This window comes from Pseudomonas sp. HP_14, assembly GCF_055283875.1.
This window is the reverse complement of the sequence record NZ_JBTOQI010000022.1, coordinates 266,305-283,547: the sequence shown is the minus strand read 5'-3', so window position 1 is coordinate 283,547 and position 17,243 is coordinate 266,305. Positions and strand designations below refer to the sequence as shown.

Below are 17,243 nucleotides of genomic sequence, written 5' to 3'. Positions count from 1 at the left end.
AGCCTTCGGCTGCTCCTACAGGGGATTACAGATCCTCCAGCCGCCAAACCTCGTAGGCGGGCGTTTCATAGGGGTGGCTCTGCTTGAGAGCCACCACTACTTGCTGAATCAACTCATCCGCAACGACAAGCTCTACCTTCCATTCCTGCACCTGCTCGACCACGCCGCCCTGCCCTATAAATGGCTGGCTGCCATCCAGCGGGCGGAACTGACCTTGGCCAAGCACTTGCCATGAACACTGATCATAAGCACCGATTCGCCCTGCACCAGCGGCGAATACGGCACTTTTGACCTGCTCTACATGGCTCGGCGGTACAAAGAACGCGAGCTTGTACATGACGTCTTAGTTAACCCAGGCACGCGCATTGCGGAACATGCGCATCCACGCACCATCTTCGTTCCAGTCTTCCGGACGCCAGGAGTTCTGCACGGCACGGAATACACGCTCAGGGTGCGGCATCATGATAGTGACGCGACCGTCGCGAGTAGTCAGGCCACCGATACCGCGCGGCGAACCGTTCGGGTTGGCCGGGTAGGCTTCGGTGATCTTGCCGTGGTTGTCGACGAAACGCAGCGCGACCGTGCCGGAAACATCGGCAGCGACCAGCGCTTCATCGCTGGAGAACTCAGCGTGACCTTCGCCGTGGGCAATGGCGATCGGCATACGCGAACCGGCCATACCCTGCAGGAAGATCGACGGCGATTCCTGGATCTGCACCATGGCAACCCGGGCTTCAAACTGCTCGGAACGGTTGCGCACAAAGTGCGGCCACAGCTCGCTGCCTGGAATCAACTCGTGCAGGTTGGACAACATCTGGCAACCGTTGCACACGCCAAGGGTGAAGCTGTCCTGACGCTCGAAGAAGCTCTGGAACGCATCACGCGCACGGCTGTTGAACAGCGCCGATTTGGCCCAGCCTTCACCAGCGCCCAGCACGTCGCCGTACGAGAAGCCACCGCAAGCAACCATGCCCTTGAAGTCGTTCAGATCGACACGGCCGGCGAGGATATCGCTCATGTGAACGTCAATCGCGTTGAAACCGGCGCGGTCGAAAGCAGCTGCCATTTCGACCTGACCGTTGACGCCCTGCTCACGCAGTACAGCCACTTGCGGACGCACACCAGTCTTGATGTACGGCGCAGCAATGTCTTCGTTGACGTCGAAGCCCAGCTTGACCGTCAGGCCTGGATTATCCTCTTCCAGCAATGCGTCGAATTCCTGATCCGCACATTCGGCGTTGTCACGCAGGCGCTGGATCTGGTAGCTGGTTTCAGCCCACTGACGCTGCAGCAGACGGCGTTGGCCGCTAAAGACCGGCTCGCCGCTGAAGCTGATGGACACTTCGTCGTTGTTGACCGGCTGACCGATTACAGCAACGCAATCTTCCAGACCCGCCGCACTGAACTGAGCCAATACGTCCGGAGTGGCGTCCTGACGCACCTGAATCACTGCACCCAGCTCTTCGTTGAACAGGATGGCAGCCAGTTCAGCCGGCGTCTCAGCCAGGCCGTCCATGTGCAGGTCCAGACCACAATGGCCAGCAAAGGCCATTTCCAGCGTGGTGGTCAACAGACCACCATCGGAACGGTCGTGGTAAGCGAGCAGATGGCCGTCAGCATTCAAGCCTTGAATAACGGCAAAGAACGCCTTGAGGTCTTCCGAGTCATCGACGTCCGGCGCAACACGACCGAGCTTGCCGTAAACCTGAGCCAGGATCGAAGCACCCATACGGTTCTGGCCACGACCCAGGTCGATCAGGATCAGGTCTGTGACGCCCTTGTCCATACGCAGCTCTGGAGTCAGGGTCTTACGGATATCAGTCACCGGCGCAAAGCCGGTCACGATCAGCGACAGCGGCGACGTTACGCTCTTCTCGACGCCTTCATCGCTCCAGCGGGTTTTCATGGACATTGAGTCCTTGCCCACCGGAATGGTGATACCCAGTGCCGGGCAAAGCTCCATACCCACAGCCTTGACCGTGTCGTACAGACGAGCATCTTCACCTGGGTGACCGGCAGCGGACATCCAGTTGGCAGACATTTTGATATCGGACAGCTTTTCAATGCGCGACGCAGCGATGTTGGTCAGCGTCTCACCAATGGCCATACGGCCCGACGCAGGAGCGTCGAGCAAAGCCAGTGGAGTACGCTCGCCCATCGCCATGGCTTCACCGGTATTGACGTCGAAGCTGGTGGCAGTGACTGCAACGTCAGCCACCGGGACCTGCCAAGGGCCTACCATCTGATCACGAGCGACCAGACCGGTAATGCTGCGGTCACCAATAGTGATCAGGAAGCTCTTGCTGGCTACGGCCGGATGATGCAGAACGCGCTGAACGCTTTCTTCGATATCCAGCACGCTCGGGTCGAAATCATCACCCAGCTCGTTTTCGCGATCAGCACTGCGGTGCATGCGCGGCGCCTTGCCCAGCAGGACTTCGAGCGGCATGTCGACCGGGTTGTTGCCGAAGTGGCTGTCGGTTACGGTCAGTTGTGGCTCGGCAGTCGCCTCGCCCACTACTGCGAACGGGCAGCGCTCACGCTCACAAATGGCTTTGAAGCGCTCGAAGTCTTCGGCGCCCACAGCCATCACGTAACGTTCCTGGGACTCGTTGCTCCAGATTTCCAGCGGGGCCATGCCCGGCTCGTCGTTTGGCACATTACGCAATTCGAAGCGACCACCACGGCCGCCGTCATTGACCAGTTCCGGGAAGGCGTTGGACAAACCACCCGCGCCGACGTCATGGATGAAGCTGATCGGGTTCTTGTCACCCAGTTGCCAGCAACGGTCAATGACCTCCTGGCAACGACGCTCCATCTCAGGGTTTTCACGCTGAACGGAAGCAAAGTCCAGATCCGCAGAACTGGTACCGGTGGCCATCGAAGAAGCCGCACCGCCGCCCAGACCGATCAACATCGCCGGACCGCCGAGTACGATCAGCTTGGAGCCAACGGTGATTTCACCTTTCTGCACGTGTTCGGCACGGATGTTACCCATACCGCCCGCGAGCATGATCGGCTTGTGGTAGCCGCGAACTTCATCACCGTGTGGTGTGGTGATGGACTGCTCGAAGGTACGGAAATAACCGGTCAGGGCTGGACGGCCGAATTCGTTGTTGAACGCCGCGCCACCCAATGGGCCTTCAAGCATGATATCCAGCGCGGTCACGATGCGCTCAGGCTTGCCGTAGTTCACTTCCCACGGCTGTTCGAAGCCTGGAATCTGCAGGTTGGAAACAGTGAAACCGGTCAGGCCGGCTTTAGGCTTGGCACCGCGACCGGTTGCGCCTTCGTCGCGAATCTCGCCACCCGAACCAGTCGATGCACCCGGGAACGGGGCAATCGCAGTCGGGTGGTTGTGAGTTTCGACTTTCATCAGAATGTGCACAGGCTCCTGCACCGCACCGTACTGGCGGGTTTCAGGGTCCGGGAAGAAACGACCTGCCACACTGCCGACGATCACCGAAGCGTTGTCCTTATAAGCAGACAGGACGCCTTCACTGTGCATCTGGTAGGTGTTCTTGATCATGCCGAACAGGCTTTTTTCCTGACTCTCGCCGTCGATATCCCAACTGGCGTTGAAAATCTTGTGACGGCAGTGCTCGGAGTTCGCCTGGGCAAACATCATCAGCTCGATGTCGTGAGGGTTGCGCCCCAGACCATTGAAGCTGGTGACCAGATAATCGATTTCGTCTTCAGCCAGCGCCAGACCGAGGTCAACGTTGGCTTTTTCCAGTGCTGCACGACCGCCGCCCAGCACGTCAATTGCAGTCAGCGGCTTGGGCTCGGCATGCGTAAACAGGCCTTCGGCTTCCTGTACGGAACCCAGCACCATCTGGGTCATGCGGTCGTGCAGGCAACCGGCAATGACCTCAGCCTCAGCTTCGCTGAACTGGCCTTCTACATAGAAGGTGATACCGCGCTCGATGCGCTGAACTTTGGCCAGACCGCAGTTACGGGCGATATCGCTCGCCTTGCTGGACCATGGCGATATGGTGCCGAAACGTGGCAACACCAGGAACAACCGGCCGGTCGGCTCTTGAACCGGCACGCTCGGGCCGTATTTCAAGATGCGAACGAGAACTTCCTGTTCCTCGCCAGTCAGATCGCCAGCGACTTCGGCAAAGTGGGCAAATTCGGCATACAAGCCACTGACAGCTGAAACTTTTTGTTTCAGTTGCTCAAGTAATTTGCTGTGGCGAAAGGCAGAAAGGGCAGGAGCACCGCGCAGGATCAACATCTTCGGGACAGCCTCGGGAAGGGGGTGTGCTTTGAGGCCGTGCATTCTAGCCTAAACGTACTGTTTGAGCACCCAAAACGGCCAGATTGACAGTGTCCGAATATCGGCGGCCCGAGTTGCCCCTCAAGTTACCTATAAGAAAGGCCGCGCTCTAGCAGACCCGAGCCTCGCTGTCGAGATATGGCGGCGGGTGCGCTTTGCGTATACTGCCCGGATGTTTTCCCAATCAGACTTCCGCCCTCGTTGTGCCAGATGGCTCATCGCAACCGGACTCTTCCTGATGCTCGGCGCCTGTGTGGATAAACCCAACACACTGGAGCGAGTAAAGGAGGACGGCGTGCTGCGCGTGGTCACTCGCAACAGCCCCGCGACCTACTTCCAGGATCGCAACGGGGAAACCGGTTTCGAGTACGAATTGGTCAAGCGTTTCGCCGAAGATCTCGGCGTAGAACTGAAGATCGAAACAGCCGACAATCTTGACGACATCTTCGACCAGATCCAGAAACCTGGCGGCCCGGTCCTGGCAGCCGCTGGTTTGATTGATACTGAAGAGCGCAAAAAGCAGGCTCGCTTCTCTCATTCCTACCTTGATGTCACTCCGCAGGTCATCTATCGCAATGGCCAGTCACGCCCAACGGAGCCTTCGGATCTGGTGGGCAAGCGCATTACTGTCCTTAAAGGCAGTAGTCATGCCGAGCAAATGGCTGCACTGAAAGCGCAAAATCCTGCAATTGAGTACGAAGAATCCGACGCTGTTGAAGTAGTCGACCTGCTGCGCATGGTGGATGAAGGCCAGACCGACATCACGCTGGTGGACTCTAACGAGCTGGCGATGAATCAGGTTTACTTCCCTAACGTGCGCGTCGCGTTCGATCTGGGTGAAGGCAAGGGACAACGCTGGGCCGTAGCGCCAGGCGAAGACAACAGCCTGCTTAACGAAATCAACGCTTATCTCGACAAGGTCAACAAGAACGGCACCTTGCAGCGCTTGAAAGATCGCTATTACGGGCACGTCGATGTGCTTGGTTATGTGGGCGCATATACCTTCGCCCAGCATTTGCAGGAACGTCTTCCCAAGTACGAAAAACACTTCCAGGCGTCTGCCAAGAAGGAACAGGTGGACTGGCGCCTGCTGGCGGCTATCGGTTATCAGGAATCACTCTGGCAGCCGGGCGTTACCTCCAAGACCGGTGTACGCGGCTTGATGATGCTGACGCAAAACACAGCGCAGGCCATGGGCGTGTCGAACCGGCTGGATGCCAAACAAAGCATTCAGGGTGGTGCCAAGTACTTCGCATACGTGAAGGAACAGCTGGATGACACGATTTTAGAACCGGATCGTACGTGGTTTGCTCTCGCTTCCTACAACATTGGTGGCGGACATTTGGAAGATGCGCGGAAACTGGCTGAGAACGAGGGCCTGAATCCAAATAAATGGCTCGACGTTAAAAAGATGCTGCCGCGTCTTTCGCAGAAGAAGTGGTACAGCAAAACCCGATATGGTTATGCCCGAGGCGGCGAACCGGTGCACTTTGTGGCCAACATCCGCCGCTACTACGACATCCTCACCTGGGCCACGCAGCCACAACTGGAAGGCAGCCAGGTTGCAGAAAGCAATCTGCATGTGCCGGGCGTCAACAAGACCAAGCCTGCAGAAGAAAATCCTCCGCTTTAACAATTCCTCTACCTGCCTATCTAAAAAATCTCCAACTCAGACGCGATCCCCTGTGGGATCGCATTTCAAATCAAGCTTAGCGTTAGCCCTTCGCCCGCCTCATCCTGAAAAACTCACTCAGCATCGTTCCGCACTCCTCACCCAACACCCCGCCTTCAAACAACACACGATGGTTGAGAAAGCCCTGAGTGAAAAACTGCCCCTGGCTCTGGACAATGCCAGCCTTGGGCTCAAGTGCGCCGTAGACCACGCGAGTAATACGCGAATGGACGATCAGCCCCGCGCACATGCTGCACGGCTCCAAGGTGACGTACAGCGTGCTGCCCGGCAGCCGGTAATTGCTGACCGCCTGCGCCGCAGCACGTATGGCGACCATCTCGGCATGAGCACTGGGATCACTGCCGCTGATGGGGCAATTGAAGCCACGGCCTATGATCTCGCCGTCCTGCACCAGCACCGCGCCCACCGGCACTTCACCTAGCGCCGCCCCTTGAGCCGCCAGTAACAACGCTTCGCGCATGAAGTCCTGATCACGACTGCGATCAATGATTTGCGGCTGCCGCATCAAGAAACCTCTATTGCTGCCATAAGTCCGGTTTCCATGTGATCGATCACATGGCAGTGGAACATCCACACGCCGGGATTATCCGCCACCAGCGCCACGCGTGCGCGCTCGTTTCTGCCCAACAGGAACGTATCCGTGAAATACGGAATAATCTTCCTGCGATCCGAAGCCAGCACCTTGAAGCTCATCCCATGCAAGTGAATCGGGTGCTGATACTGGGTCATGTTTTTGAGCTCAAAGATGTAGCTCTTGCCCAGTACCAGTTTCGCAATAGGCCGGTCGGCGCAGGTCTTGTCGGTGATATCCCAGGCCTCGCCATTGATCTGCCACAGACTTGGCGGCTTGCCGTTATCGACATTGACGGAGACCGAGCCGACCCACTCAAAGTTGAAGTTGAGCTTCTCGGCGTTTTCAAGATCCGGCTCGGCAATTGGATTGGCTGGCAGCTCCGGAGGCCATTCACCCGGCGCATCATTATTGGCGACCGAACGAAAAGTCCCCAGGCGCACCGGACCATTTCGAAATGAAAGCTCTTCACCCGCAGGCGGTGCCTTGATCGCCAGGCAAAGGCGCATTCCTGGCCCTAGCCAATAATCCTTGCCTAATGGGCGAGGCTTGATCGGATTGCCGTCCAGCGCATAAATCTGTGCCTCGGCTCCCGGCAGATTGAGACGGTAGGTCACGGTGTTATCAAGGTTGAGAATGCGCACCCGAGTGATCTGTCCGGCAGGCAACTCGATAACGCCCTGAGGAATACCATTAATAGTAGAGAGACGCCCCGCCGTCCCTTCACGAGCAGCCTCGCGAATCACGCTGAACTCAGTGAATGCGCCCTCTTCGTCCACATGCCAGCTTTTCAGACTGACCGTGCGCTCATGTTTGAAGCCAGTGGGCTCGCGCTCTTCAATGATCAGCGGCCCGACCAGGCCGCGCCCCAGCTCTTCGCTGCTGCTGACATGCGGGTGATACCAGTAGCTGCCTGCATCCGGCACCAGAAACTTGTAATCGAAATACTCGCCCGGCTTGACGGGTAGCTGCGACACATAGGGCACGCCATCCATTTCCAGCGGCAAGCGGATGCCATGCCAGTGAATCGTGGTTTCAACCGGCAAGTGATTGATAAAGCGCAAGCGCAGCCACTCGCCCTGTCGCACCCGCAGCTCGGTACCTGGCGCAGACCCGCCAAATGCCCAGGCTGGCGTCTGATGCCCGGCCACTAATTCAACGTCCAGCGGCGCGGCAATCAGCTCGAAGTCATGCCCCTCGCCCGGCCCACGGCGGCCCAGCCAATAACGTGACGCCCCTCCCGCCCCAAGCCCAACCACGGCAAGACCGACAAGGCCACCGAGTATTTGTCGACGGGTAAAAGACATAAACGCGCACACCTCAAAAAACCAGACACGAGTCGCAGTCGAGAGTCGCTGCGAGGGCGAATACGATACACCTGCATCTGGCAAAATTTAAGCGCAGTTGCGTCACGCAGCAAACATTGGACCTGCGGGAATCAGCCTGAACCCAGAGACGATCACCAACAGACTTATTTGAAATGGATGAGTTGATCTTTTCATAAATGAACCGTACTGTACGGTTTAGAAAATCACCATCCATCGAGGTCTATGTCTATGCGTTCCAAATTCGCTTTAGCCGCAGTTGTAGCGCTCTCACTCCCCATGGGATCGGCAATGGCCGATTCGTTCTGGCGCAATGTACTCACGTCGGGGGCCACCACCGGCTCCAGCTACCTGACATCCAAAGACAACAAGCAGATCCTCGCTGCCCAGGACGACGCCAGTAGCTTTGTCGCCAGCGGCGGAAGCATCCGCGGACCGTATCTGGAGGCGGCCATTGCGAGTGCACGCGCTGAAAATCCGGAGCTGCAGGCTTCGGATATGGAGTTAGCCACGGCAATTCTCTACCAGAACCTGCCAACTGACCGCTGATACTTGCTCACTATCTGCAGATAATGCCGGGGGGATATCTCCCGGCGTTTCGTTTGTCTGGATAAATAAAATAACTAGCCGCCTCACGCTCATATCAAACAAACATACTCTTTAAAAAGAACTGCATTATCTGTAGGAGTGCGCTTGCCCGCGATAGCGTCGGCGCAGCCAATATAGTTATCGACTGACACACTGATTCGCGGGCAAGCGCGCTCCTACAGATAAAAAGCACTTCAATCAGATAGTTGATATTGTTGGGTGAGAGCGCGACTCTGTTTTTCAGCCAACGTATCAACCAGACTGTCGGCCCCTCTTTCAATACCCGATCTCGCGGCAGATAAGCGGCCATACGTCGAACTGATGTCATACACCTTCGGATATTGTCGGGAGACATAGGACTCAAGGAGGCGCATTGATGACGCGTTGTAGATCTCGACCACGTAACTGACTGACCCGGTAAACGTTCCCTTGCGATCCCGTGCAGCCTGAACGAGATTATAAGAACCCATGCCGATATCGAACCTCGAGAACGTTGCCAGCACCGGCGTTGTTGTTTCCACTCCGGTCAAGGTCAGTCGAATCCTCAGTGTATCGGGTCGCGGCGTGGACACGAACCGGAAGCGTTTGCCCAACGCCTCGGAAAATTCGATGGTCATGTAGTTGGCCAAATCACGTTTATCCTCCGACGTAATCCCGGAAAACTGCTCATCTGCGCCGGAATAAAGTGTCACTGGCTCCAGCATGACATTCTTGTACCGACTCCAGTCCACGCGAGTTCTATAGGCATACGGAACGCGATCAGACTCATCCGCCTTATTCGGTCGCATCTCTCGAGCAGACTCTATGCCTGCGTACGGAAAAGGCTCTTGAGACGCGCACCCGGCCAACGCCAGTGCCAACAGTAAAAATACACCCGCTTTGGGTTCTTTATCTGCGCACATGTCTGTTTCTCCGAAGGTTAAACACGATAGAGTGTTCAATGGCTATTGCTTGATTTACACATTGCGGACGCAGGGATTCAGCAGATAGATTCATCTGCCATAACCAGAACGGCCACGCCGCCCAGGACTTTCTTGAATCAACTATTCAGATAACGCTGCGCTAATTTCAGTAAGAGGCAAGGCCAGACTTAGACAAAGGAGCGTCAACTTTTAGGACGTTTGTTTATAACGGCCGCCGCAATGGCTATTCAGCCTATAAATACCAGCGACATTACACCGCTTGAAACTCAATTAACGACGCTCTCCGCCACATCGCCCAAAGCCGTACTAGCCTGTATACTTTTAGCCGCTTACCGAGCTACCGTCAACACTAAAATGTACACAGGTGTACTCTTTTGGAGAGGCAATGAAGGTTCGTACCGAGAGTCGACGCACCGCCATCGTAGAAACGGCTGCCAGCGTATTCCTTGAGTTGGGATACGAAGGCGCATCCATGAAAGAAGTGTCGACACGAATCGGAGGTTCCAAGGCCACTCTCTACGGTTATTTCGCCTCCAAAGAAGCGCTCTTTATCGCCGTCGTCCAGATGTATGCGACCTCGCATCTGTACAACGCCGTGGCGGATCTGACGGCCAAATCGGAGAACAGCATCCCTCTCGAAGAGAAGCTTCTGGAGTTCGGGCGTCAGATACTGATGATCGTCACCAACGACTCGACCGCCATTAAGGTTTACCGGATGGTACTTGCCGAGTCGGGTCGCTCAGACATCGGCACGTTGTTTTACGAATCAGGTCCCAGCCAGGGCATCGACGCGCTCGCAACGCTGATGTCGGCCGCGGTAGAGAGCGGGGAATTGCGCCCGGGTAACCCCAGGGTCAGGGCTAAACAGTTCCTTTCGCTAATCACGGCAGAACCTGAAGAACGCCTCTTCCAGCAAGCGCCCGAGCCCATGACCCGAGATGAAATAGAAGGAATGGTGACAACGGCCGTAGACATGTTTCTAAAAGGCGCCGCGCCACACTAGGCAGCGCGGGTTGGGGAAGCCAATGACCAACATGGTTACTCGAACGGCTCCTCACCCTCCAGCTTTGTGCGATGCATCATGCGTGAGCAACTCGGGTCATAGGCTTCCGCGCGGTGCATGGTGCCGGTGTTGTCCCAGATCACCAGATCACCTACCTGCCATTCATGGCTATAGCTGAATGGTTCGGCTGTCGCCCACTCCCGGAGACCAACCAGAACCTGGGCGCTTTCAGTAACACTCAACCCGGTAACCTGCAGCGCAGTGCAGCCGAGAATCAACGACTTTCGCCCTGAACGATGCTTCCATACCAGCGGCAGCTCCTTCTCGCCGATGGCTTGCATCGCCTGCAACTTTTGCAGGCTGGGCTCCGGTTCGTAGTACAGCAACGACGCCCAGGGGGCGTGAGTAACGCGCATCTCCTCATAACGTTGCTTGTCAGCTTCCGACAAGGCCTCGTAAGCAGCGTAGGTATTACAAAAGCCCGTGTTGCCACCCCACGTCGCGGTCACCTTGCAGGACAACAACGAAGCCAAGATAGGTGACTCGTTCCGGGTGCCGTCGATGTGCCAATACAGTGATCCCTTGAGAAACTCGGCACCGGCCGGGTTCTCCTTCGCATCGAGGGTGATCTTGGTAATGCCCTGACCATCACTGACTTCCGGCGCGAAAACCCCAAGCGTTTGTGTGAACGCTATCTGCTCTGCGTCAGTTAAATGAAGCTGCGGAAACACTAAAACGCCGCGCTGCGCCAACAGATCGCGTAATTCACTGGCCAGTCCGCCAGATATCAAATCGTCCTTGCCATTGAGCACACGACTGCCAATTAACGGTTTAATCAGTGTGTGAGCCAGAGAAGCGCTGCTGGTTGTCATGACTGCTCCCTCTCTATAAGTGAACACAACTGTACGCTTATAAAGATATCAATACAATCCGCCTTTTTATAGCGGCCGGACAATTGGTCAGTGCGGGAATTCGCGATCTGAAAAACGCAAAAAGCCCGCAAAGATACGGGCTTTTTGATGCTGTCGGTGCCACCAGCGATTGCCTTCAGATAAGCCGGTATGCGCTTGAGGCGAGCAGAGCCATAAAACAAATGCTCCGCGCGCTAGCAGCACCACGATCACCTGACCTGGCTATCTGTTGTTATCAGATTTTAGGCTTCACACCCTTGGCTTGCTCGTCCGAAAGCTTTTTCAAGCGCTCAGTTTCTGCCTGAGCATCACGTGCGGCCAGCTCGTCAAACATTGTTTTGGCGTCGATAAGGGAGACGGTGTAATAGGGCACCATGCCGTCAGGCTGTTCCGTCGTTGATACGACAATCAACTTCCCGCATGTCGGACTGAACGACTCAGGTGCACCCACTGTTACGCCGGGAAGATTGCTAACGCCCCGCATCATGCTATCGCAAGGCCCCGCTGTACCAGGACCGAAGTACTGTTTCCCTTCGCGGTCGAATTGCCAGACAAAACCGTAGCCCAAGCCGGGGGAGGAAGGCTTACCAAATTTTTCCGTCAATGAAGCCTCAAGCGTATCGGTCTTGATGCGCGCACCCTGCTCAAGACGCTGAACGCGAGCGATGAACCAAACCTTGCCTGAGTCAGTTTGAAGTGCTGCAAACTCGTCAGAAGGACGTTTTACGCTACCCACACCTGCCTCAGGTATCAGGTCCGCACTCACCGCTGTTACCCCTCCCTCATTGCCGTTTCTCAACATGAGCGGAGAAAGCTTTAAGTCGGGGCTTGCCTTGGCGATGGCTTCTTTGGCATCAGCTAACGAGGAACCAAGCGTCACGCCCGAAATATCGTCTGCTGCCATGGCGGTCAGGCAGGTAAGCGTAGCGAGAGAAGCGGCGACAACAGAAAGGTAAGAGCGCATAAAGACGGGTCCCTGATAAGAGCATCATTTCCATAGAGCATGCGGCCGGCTTTTGCGGCTGGTCGTTCACTGCCCGATTAATAAGTGAGCATTTTCTTGTGTACACATGAAGCCGCAGGTTGGACCGCTGCGATTAGTGAAAGGTGCGTTGACGCATAATGACTTGCAGTGTTTATGTGATGAATATCTCAAAATATAAGCACGCGACTTTTCGATTTTCTGGCGGGTTCTTCTATAGCAAGAGTTAGCCGTTATCGCAGGCATAAAAAAACCGGCCAAAGCCGGTTTTTTTATGCAGCGCTGTAGGGAGTTATTCCCACTCGATCGTCGCAGGTGGCTTGCTCGACACGTCGTAAGTGACGCGGGAGATGCCTTCGATCTCGTTGATGATCCGGCCGCTGACGGTTTCCAGCAGTTCGTAAGGCAGATGCGCCCAACGTGCGGTCATGAAGTCGATGGTTTCCACGGCACGCAGTGCAACGACCCAAGCATAACGTCGGCCATCGCCTACCACGCCAACCGATTTAACCGGTTGGAACACCACAAACGCCTGGCTGACCTTGTGGTACCAGTCGGCTTTGCGCAGCTCTTCGATGAAGATATGGTCGGCGCGACGAAGCAGGTCGGCGTATTCCTTTTTCACTTCACCGAGGATCCGTACGCCAAGGCCAGGGCCTGGGAATGGGTGACGGTAAACCATGTCGTACGGCAGACCCAGTTCCAGACCGAGGCGACGTACTTCGTCCTTGAACAGCTCACGCAGCGGTTCGACCAGCTTGAGGTTCATTTCTTCTGGCAGGCCGCCCACGTTGTGGTGCGACTTGATCACGTGAGCCTTGCCGCTCTTGGCGCCAGCCGACTCGATCACGTCCGGATAGATCGTGCCTTGGGCCAGATACTTGATGTTGTCCAGTTTGCAGGACTCGGCATCAAACACGTCGATGAAGGTACGACCGATGATCTTGCGCTTCTTTTCCGGATCGCTTTCGCCAGCCAGGTTGTTCAGGAACTGGTCTTCAGCATTGGCGCGGATAACTTTGACGCCCATGTTCTCGGCGAACATGGCCATAACCTGCTCGCCTTCGTGCAGGCGCAGCAAGCCGTTGTCGACGAACACGCAGGTCAGTTGATCGCCGATGGCTTTGTGCAGCAGAGCCGCAACCACGGAAGAGTCAACGCCACCGGAAAGACCCAGCAGTACGTTGTCGGTACCCACTTGGGCGCGAACCTGAGCGATAGCGTCTTCAGCAATCTTCGACGGAGTCCACAATGCTTCACAACCGCAGATGTCGAGGATGAAGCGCGACAAAATGCGACCGCCCTGCTTGGTGTGAGTCACTTCAGGGTGGAACTGCACGCCGTAGTAACCGCGAGCGTCGTCTGCCATACCGGCAATCGGGCAGCTCGGGGTGCTGGCCAGAATGTGGAATTCTTCAGGCAGTTTGGTGACCTTGTCGCCGTGGCTCATCCACACGTCGAGGCCGAACAGGCCGTCGGCGTCGATGTGGTCTTCGATACCATCCAGCAGACGGCTTTTGCCGACTACGTCAACACGGGCGTAGCCGAACTCGCGGAGTTCAGAGCCTGAAACCTTGCCGCCCAACTGCTCGGCCATGGTCTGCATGCCGTAGCAGATACCGAAAACCGGCACGCCCAGATCGAATACCGCTTGCGGGCAGCGCGGGCTGTTGGCTTCGTGTACGGACTCGGGACCGCCGGCGAGAATCACGCCTTTTGGAGCGAACTCACGAATGGCTTCGTCGTCCATGTCGAACGGGTGCAGCTCGCAGTAAACGCCGATTTCACGCACGCGACGGGCGATCAATTGGGTGTACTGGGAACCGAAGTCGAGGATCAGGATACGGTGGGCGTGAATGTCGAGGGACATGGAAAAGGCTCTGAAGAGCAGCTGCGAGCTTCAAGCCGCAAGCTGCAAGCTAATCGGGATGTATGCGATGGCTGTGTCACCACAGCCATCGCTTGCAGCTAGAAGCTTGGAGCTTATAGCTGGTCGGCTTTAGCCGACCCTATAGTTCGGCGCTTCCTTGGTGATCTGCACGTCGTGGACGTGGGATTCAGCCATACCGGCGCCGGTGATACGCACGAATTCAGGCTTGGTGCGCATCTCTTCAATGTCAGCGCTGCCGGTGTAACCCATGGAAGAACGCAGGCCGCCCATCAACTGGTGAATGATGGCGGTCAGCGAGCCTTTATAGGCAACACGGCCTTCAATACCTTCCGGCACCAGCTTCTCGGCACCTTCGGACGAATCCTGGAAGTAACGGTCGGACGAGCCCTGAGCCTGAGACATGGCACCCAGAGAACCCATACCGCGGTAAGCCTTGTAGGAGCGACCCTGGAACAGTTCGATCTCGCCTGGCGCTTCTTCAGTACCGGCGAACATCGAACCCATCATCACACAGGACGCACCGGCTACGATGGCCTTGGACAGGTCACCGGAGAAACGGATACCGCCATCGGCGATCAATGGAACGCCAGTGCCTTCAAGGGCTGCGGCGACATTGGCGATCGCGCTGATTTGCGGCACACCCACACCGGCGACGATACGCGTGGTGCAGATCGAACCAGGACCGATACCGACCTTGACTGCGTCAGCGCCAGCGGCAACCAGTGCCTTGGCAGCAGCGCCAGTGGCGATGTTGCCGCCAATGACCTGTACTTCAGGGAAGTTTTCCTTGACCCAGCGTACGCGGTCGATCACGCCTTTGGAGTGACCGTGAGCGGTGTCGACAACCACTACGTCAACGCCTGCTGCGACCAGCGCAGTGACGCGTTCGCCAGTGTCTTTGCCGGTGCCGACAGCAGCACCTACGCGCAGACGACCCTGGTCGTCCTTGCTGGCCAGCGGATAAGCCTTGGCTTTTTCGATGTCCTTGACGGTCATCATGCCCTTGAGCGCAAACTTGGCGTCGACGATCAGGACTTTTTCCAGACGGTGCTTGTGCAGCAGCTCGCGTACTTCGTTCTTGTCAGCGCCTTCGCGAACAGTGACCAGACGCTCTTTAGGGGTCATCACTTCGCGAACAGGCACGTCCAGACGGTTTTCAAAGCGCACGTCACGGGACGTCACGATGCCGACCAGGTCGCCATTGTGCAGGACAGGTACACCAGAAATATTGTGCAGGCGGGTCAGTTCGAACAGGTCACGAACCGTGGCGTCAGCCTCGATAGTGATCGGGTCTTTCACGACACCGGCTTCGAACTTCTTGACCTTGCGGACTTCGGCAGCTTGCTGCTCGATGGTCATGTTCTTGTGGATGACACCGATACCGCCTTCCTGAGCCATGGCAATTGCCAGACGGGCTTCAGTCACGGTGTCCATGGCAGCGGAGACCAGCGGAATGTTCAATTCGATGCCACGGGTCAAACGGGTTTTCAGACTGACTTCGTTAGGAAGTACCTCGGAATAACCGGGCACAAGGAGAATGTCGTCGAAAGTAAGTGCTTCTTGGCTGATACGCAGCATCGCGGGGGCTCCCGAGCGGGAAATTGGAAGCGCGCCATTATACCCAGACACCCCCGCCGGCTCAATGTAAACCTTAGGCAATTATCACACGACGTTATAAACGTACTTTGACGAAGGAAACCGGACGATCCAGACGTTCGGCGAAGTCATCCAGAAAGCTCTGTTTGAAGGATGCATCAAGCCAGTCATTGAAGATGAACCCCAGGTCCGAGAAGCCACACGGCTGCAGGAACAGAAAGCCGTTGATGTCGTCTTCATGGCGACATTCAGGGCAGATGAAGTTGTCAGTGTGGCCAGGCATCCACTCTTCGAGACTGTCGAACAGCGCCTCGCCGATTTCCTTGCGGCACTCGGGGCAACCGGCTTCTTCGGCGAAATCCTTGAGCGGTGTATAGATACAGCGTTTGGTAACAATCTCCAGGCCGTTGACCGGCTGACCGAAGGGCAGCGCCTCCGGATGCTCGACCACTGCACGAGCACCGGGCGCAATGGCATAGGCCATCTTGTTGTAGGTTCGCCCACAGGTGGTCAACTCCGGCTCAACCACGTTGAGCTTCACCAGCCAGCGCAGAATCAGACGCGCCCGAGCCTCACGGCCGGGGAAACCTGAAATCAGCGGGACGATAATACTTTGGCTGCTCATGATGCTCTTTGGCTAATGTGTGCGAGGGTCGGCAGCTTAATGCTCCAGCGGCTCAGGTCAAGTCAGAGTCAATGTGCAAAATAGCGCCCTATCAGCACGATACCGCTGACCAGCACCAGCCAGGTGACCAGCCTGACGAACGTTTCCCGCGACATGCGCAGGGTCAACCGACGGCCGATCCACGATCCCAGCGCCATGGCGGGTAGCAAGCACAACGCCAGAAGCAGCAGCGGAATTTGCGCATACACCCCGGCAATCAGAAACAGGCCAAGGCGCACTATAGTGCTGCAACTGATCAGCGCACTTTGTGTGGCTCGCACCTGCTCTTTGGATTCAAGTCGGCTGTTCAGGTAGATCGCATATAAAAAGCCACCACTCCCGAACAACGCACCGAACAGCCCGCCGACCGTCCCCATCGGAATCGCCCAGCCTGCGGCCAGTTGCGTCGGCCTTGCTTTGACCGCCAAGGTATAAAGCGCATAACAGGAGATGAACACCCCCATTAACAGGAGAAGCAGATCGGACTTCAGGTTGAGCAGAAATACCACGCCAAGGCTGCACCCTACCGCCATGCACGGCAGCAGACGTACGAGCTCGGACTTGACCACCGACTGACGCGAAGGCAGCAGATTGCCAAATGCGGCGATGAAATCCAGCAGTACCAATAAAGGAATGATCTGCGACAGCGGCATGAAGTTGATCAGGATCGGACCGGCGACCAACGCGGTGCCGAAGCCTGCGATGCCAAAGACTATATAAGCCGCAACGATACCCGACACGATGAGCAGCCAGTTCAGGGGCGTGAAGCCCAGTTGGGTGAAGGCTTCGATGACATTGATGTTGCCCATTGATC

14 protein-coding genes are annotated in these 17,243 nt (G+C 56.5%); 3 read left to right on the top strand and 11 right to left on the bottom strand.

What is annotated here, in order from left to right; all coding sequences use genetic code 11:
* Window positions 1–25: 25 nt before the first annotated feature.
* Both ACYASS_RS16010 and purL read right to left on the bottom strand, forming a co-directional pair.
* Window positions 26–337 carry a YqfO family protein gene (locus ACYASS_RS16010; RefSeq protein WP_243246098.1) on the bottom strand — a complete coding sequence of 104 codons (312 nt, stop codon included), beginning with the start codon at window positions 335–337 and terminating at the stop codon, window positions 26–28.
* Between the two features lie 6 nt (window positions 338–343).
* Window positions 344–4,240, bottom strand: a complete 3,897-nt coding sequence (gene purL / locus ACYASS_RS16005) for a phosphoribosylformylglycinamidine synthase (protein ID WP_463586838.1) — start codon at window positions 4,238–4,240, stop codon at window positions 344–346.
* A gap of 214 nt (window positions 4,241–4,454) precedes the next feature.
* Here purL and mltF point away from each other — a divergent pair, with 214 nt between their 5' ends.
* A complete protein-coding gene (gene mltF, locus ACYASS_RS16000; protein ID WP_243246100.1) occupies window positions 4,455–5,915 on the top strand; it encodes a membrane-bound lytic murein transglycosylase MltF in 1,461 nt (486 codons plus the stop codon).
* Window positions 5,916–5,997: 82 nt separating this feature from the next.
* Here the strand turns inward: mltF and tadA are convergent, their stop codons facing one another.
* Together tadA and ACYASS_RS15990 are read right to left on the bottom strand one after the other, a co-directional pair.
* A complete protein-coding gene (tadA, locus tag ACYASS_RS15995) occupies window positions 5,998–6,480 on the bottom strand; it encodes a tRNA adenosine(34) deaminase TadA (RefSeq protein WP_463586837.1) in 483 nt (160 codons plus the stop codon).
* Entirely contained in the window at window positions 6,480–7,853 is a 1,374-nt protein-coding gene (locus ACYASS_RS15990) for a multicopper oxidase family protein (RefSeq protein ID WP_463586836.1), read from the bottom strand. The genes tadA and ACYASS_RS15990 overlap by 1 nt, the downstream gene beginning before the upstream one ends.
* A gap of 249 nt (window positions 7,854–8,102) precedes the next feature.
* Here ACYASS_RS15990 and ACYASS_RS15985 point away from each other — a divergent pair, with 249 nt between their 5' ends.
* Window positions 8,103–8,420 (top strand): DUF2388 domain-containing protein, encoded by a 318-nt coding sequence (locus ACYASS_RS15985; RefSeq protein ID WP_463586835.1) that lies wholly within the window; start codon window positions 8,103–8,105, stop codon window positions 8,418–8,420.
* Window positions 8,421–8,653: 233 nt separating this feature from the next.
* On the opposite strand, the gene ACYASS_RS15980 is transcribed toward ACYASS_RS15985, so the two are convergent.
* The gene (locus ACYASS_RS15980; protein WP_463586834.1) at window positions 8,654–9,361 is read right to left on the bottom strand and encodes a DUF3313 domain-containing protein; all 708 of its coding nucleotides are present in this window, start codon (window positions 9,359–9,361) and stop codon (window positions 8,654–8,656) included.
* 406 nt (window positions 9,362–9,767) lie between these two features.
* On the opposite strand from ACYASS_RS15980, the gene ACYASS_RS15975 reads away from it, so the two are divergent.
* On the top strand, window positions 9,768–10,385 hold the full coding sequence (locus ACYASS_RS15975) for a TetR/AcrR family transcriptional regulator C-terminal domain-containing protein (protein ID WP_463586833.1): 618 nt from the start codon (window positions 9,768–9,770) through the stop codon (window positions 10,383–10,385).
* A gap of 35 nt (window positions 10,386–10,420) precedes the next feature.
* Here the strand turns inward: ACYASS_RS15975 and ACYASS_RS15970 are convergent, their stop codons facing one another.
* From ACYASS_RS15970 to ACYASS_RS15945, 6 genes are all read right to left on the bottom strand, one after another.
* Entirely contained in the window at window positions 10,421–11,257 is an 837-nt protein-coding gene (locus tag ACYASS_RS15970) for a TauD/TfdA dioxygenase family protein (protein ID WP_463586832.1), read from the bottom strand.
* Between the two features lie 274 nt (window positions 11,258–11,531).
* On the bottom strand, window positions 11,532–12,260 hold the full coding sequence (locus ACYASS_RS15965; protein ID WP_463586831.1) for a hypothetical protein: 729 nt from the start codon (window positions 12,258–12,260) through the stop codon (window positions 11,532–11,534).
* 310 nt (window positions 12,261–12,570) lie between these two features.
* On the bottom strand, window positions 12,571–14,148 hold the full coding sequence (guaA, locus tag ACYASS_RS15960; RefSeq protein ID WP_463586830.1) for a glutamine-hydrolyzing GMP synthase: 1,578 nt from the start codon (window positions 14,146–14,148) through the stop codon (window positions 12,571–12,573).
* A 129-nt stretch (window positions 14,149–14,277) separates the two neighbouring features.
* Window positions 14,278–15,747: an IMP dehydrogenase gene (gene guaB, locus ACYASS_RS15955; protein WP_463586829.1), complete on the bottom strand. Its 1,470-nt coding sequence runs from the start codon at window positions 15,745–15,747 to the stop codon at window positions 14,278–14,280.
* 94 nt (window positions 15,748–15,841) lie between these two features.
* On the bottom strand, window positions 15,842–16,390 hold the full coding sequence (locus ACYASS_RS15950; protein ID WP_463586828.1) for a sugar ABC transporter ATPase: 549 nt from the start codon (window positions 16,388–16,390) through the stop codon (window positions 15,842–15,844).
* A 68-nt stretch (window positions 16,391–16,458) separates the two neighbouring features.
* Window positions 16,459–17,238 carry a sulfite exporter TauE/SafE family protein gene (locus ACYASS_RS15945; RefSeq protein ID WP_463586827.1) on the bottom strand — a complete coding sequence of 260 codons (780 nt, stop codon included), beginning with the start codon at window positions 17,236–17,238 and terminating at the stop codon, window positions 16,459–16,461.
* Window positions 17,239–17,243: the final 5 nt, after the last annotated feature.